Here is a 2,565-nt window from a genome sequence, read left to right as displayed (position 1 = left end):
GAGCATAGCCCCAGGGCGAGAAACCCTTGAAAGCCTGCCCAATCTTCGGGATGGACCCGCCGTCCGTATACATGATCCCCGGCTGGATGGTGCCGCCGTGGGCACCGGGGTCCGAGCGGTGGAAGATCAATGGATCTCCTGGATCCGGCACGAACAGGAACTTCCCGTCGCCGGAGCTGTCGCCCTCGCCGACCCACATGACGAAGAGGCTTCCGGAAAGTTGCCCCGAGGACAATTTTCGATAGTCGATCGAACTGCAGGCGCCGATTGTCAAAGCCATTGAGAGTGCCGACAGCCACCCGACGGAATTCAAAAGCGGCCGTTGGGATATGTCGCGGCTGTCGTGCAGTCGACTTCTTTGGCTCATCCCTTTCCTCAACTGCGCACAGCGTTACTGATTGTCGACGCAGGCGTCGGCCAGGCACTCCTCGATCTGCCTGAGAAATCTGATGCCAGGGGTGTCATCTTCGAGGATTCTCTCCATCGTGACCCCGTCGGCGCTGCAGGCCGTAGCCTTGCGTAGGCCCGCGAGGGCCTGAGACAGTGTCTGGCTGTCGGAGGAGTTGAGCGTCAGCAGGCCTGCGGGCTCGGAAAAAAGCGTGGCGACAGGCGTGCCGTTCAGCAGCTCTTGGGCATTGATGGCCTTCCCGAGCGATATCAGGACCGCCTGGTCCTTCGGTTCGAGCTTCACATTTGCCTGAGGACCGATGTCGCAAGCAAGCGCCGAAGTGCTCGTGAACACGACCGCTGCAAAAGCCACGATGGAACGCATTCTGTGTCCCGGCAAAGATCACCACCAGTTGCGCCACTCTGCTGCAAGGGGCGCGAGAATTCAACTCGGCTCCCCGGGTCTTTGAAGCACTCAGATTGCTGGAGTTGCGCCCATCGAAGGTTCTGCCAAATTGCAGACATCAAGGCTGCTTGAGCAGCCATGAGAAGGCGCGCCGCAGGAAGGCTTCGCCGTCCGTCCTGACGATCTCGCCGTGCGCCACGACGACATGCTCGGGATGTTTTTCGATCAGCTCGCGAATCTTGGGGCGCGCGCTTTCGCGGTTGCGGAAGCTGAGCCGGTAGTCGATCGGCGGATAGCCCCAACCCTCGATCATTTTCGAGAGCCTTGCGATCGGCCGCATCCACCAAGGCCAATGGTCTTTCAGGAACCCCTCGCTGAAGGTCTGCGACAGGTCGGCGATGATGGCCGTGCGCGATGCGCGGTGAAAGAAGATCACTTCGTCCATGAAAGGCGAATTGGTGAAATAGAACTGGTCGATCTGCCCTTTCCATTCGGCCGGCGGATCGTCGGACAGTGCCCCGGCAAAGCGGAGGTCCTTGCACTTGTCGATCGTCGCCGCCGTCGCCCACAGGCTTGCATCCGGGAATGCCGCCTGCCAGCCGCCCAGAAACAGGTAGTGCAGCTTGTTGGGGCTGACGATGTGCCGGACAGGCCCCAGCGCCCGAACCTCGTCCTCGAGCGCCGCCGTCCTTTCGACCGGCGACCACACCCACAGCCCGCCGTCTGCAAGACGCACGACGACCATGCGCGTCGGATAGTCGAAGCCCTTGAAGGAGACGACTCCGCCATCCGCAAACCACAGGTTCGATCCCAGCGGCTCCAGCATGGTTGAGTAACCTAATCCTTCGGATGGGTGCTTTCCACCAGAAGCGGTCTCTCATGCTTCACGTCTTCCGCTTCGGTGCCTTCAGCCTCCCGTCGTTCCGCTCGTATGCGCCTGCGTGCGCAACCCGCGCCAGGCGATGTCCAGCACGATCTGGGTGATCTCCTCGCGCGCCGGCCCCGGATGATCGAGCCACCACAAGGCAATCGCGTGCAGCCCCTCCTTTAGAAACTCGCTTGCGGCACGGGCCTGCCAGGGCGAATGCGATGCCATGACGCGGGCGAGCAGGGATGCGATTCCGGCGGTGGCGCCGAGTTGCACGATGCGCGCCGCTTGAAAGGCCGCCGGGTCTCCGGACGGCACCGTCAGCAGGACCCGGGCCGCGAACGGCTCTTCCTCCACAAAGCTGAGAAATGCATCGACGGCACGGCGGAATTTGTCCGCCAGATCATCATCCTCTTCCATAATCGATCGGCCTTTGGCGATCAGCCCGTCGCGGAGCGCCTCGAGTACCGCCTGGTAGAGAGCCAGCTTCGACGAAAAATGATCGTAGAGAACCGGCTTGGTGATGTTCGCGCCGGCCGCGATCCGATCCATTTTCGTCTGGTCATAACCTTCCAGCGCGAAGGCGGATATCGCCGCCTCGAGGATCTTTGCCCGCCGCTCCTCCGCGCTCAGCCTTTTGCGAACCCTTGACATCATCGGCCGCGATATTACCTACTCGTGGGTAAGTTAGCAAGTGCGAGGTGACATCATGCGCATTCTCGTCGCGGGCGCGACCGGCGCCGTCGGGAGCCGGCTGGTGCCGAAACTGGTTCGCGCCGGCCATATGGTGACAGGCCTGACGCGCTCGCCCGGCAAGGCGGATTTCGTGAAGAAGATGGGCGCCGAACCGGCAATCGCGGACGCGCTCGATCCCAAGGCGACGCGAACTGCGGTCGCCGCGGCC

At 62.3% G+C, this 2,565-nt stretch carries 4 protein-coding genes and 1 pseudogene; 1 reads left to right on the top strand and 4 read right to left on the bottom strand.

The genetic code is table 11. The features are described from left to right. From ACODTY_RS23755 to ACODTY_RS23740, 4 genes and pseudogenes are all read right to left on the bottom strand, one after another. Positions 1–280: pseudogene (locus ACODTY_RS23755) on the bottom strand (hypothetical protein); the annotation flags it as partial. Positions 281–391: 111 nt separating this feature from the next. After that, complete coding sequence (locus tag ACODTY_RS23750; protein WP_488996637.1) at positions 392–772, bottom strand: hypothetical protein; 381 nt, start codon at positions 770–772, stop codon at positions 392–394. A gap of 139 nt (positions 773–911) precedes the next feature. Further along, positions 912–1,619 carry a DUF4336 domain-containing protein gene (locus ACODTY_RS23745; RefSeq protein WP_488996636.1) on the bottom strand — a complete coding sequence of 236 codons (708 nt, stop codon included), beginning with the start codon at positions 1,617–1,619 and terminating at the stop codon, positions 912–914. An 81-nt stretch (positions 1,620–1,700) separates the two neighbouring features. Next, entirely contained in the window at positions 1,701–2,315 is a 615-nt protein-coding gene (locus tag ACODTY_RS23740) for a TetR/AcrR family transcriptional regulator (RefSeq protein ID WP_488996638.1), read from the bottom strand. Positions 2,316–2,370: 55 nt separating this feature from the next. Between ACODTY_RS23740 and ACODTY_RS23735 the strand changes: the two genes are divergently transcribed. Beyond that, a partial coding sequence (locus ACODTY_RS23735) for an NAD(P)H-binding protein (protein WP_488996635.1) occupies positions 2,371–2,565 on the top strand: 195 nt, incomplete at its 3' end.

It is taken from the genome of Mesorhizobium sp. FG116 (assembly GCF_057809835.1).
Note: the sequence above shows the minus strand (reverse complement) of the source record. Positions and strands in the feature narration are given on the sequence as shown.

What these genes read in the sequence shown, in the direction of transcription:
- ACODTY_RS23745 (WP_488996636.1), bottom strand. Translation starts at nt 1,619, where the DNA reads ATGCTGGAGCCGCTGGGATCGAACCTGTGGTTTGCGGATGGCGGAGTC.
- ACODTY_RS23740 (WP_488996638.1), bottom strand. Translation starts at nt 2,315, where the DNA reads ATGTCAAGGGTTCGCAAAAGGCTGAGCGCGGAGGAGCGGCGGGCAAAG.
- ACODTY_RS23750 (WP_488996637.1), bottom strand. Translation starts at nt 772, where the DNA reads ATGCGTTCCATCGTGGCTTTTGCAGCGGTCGTGTTCACGAGCACTTCG.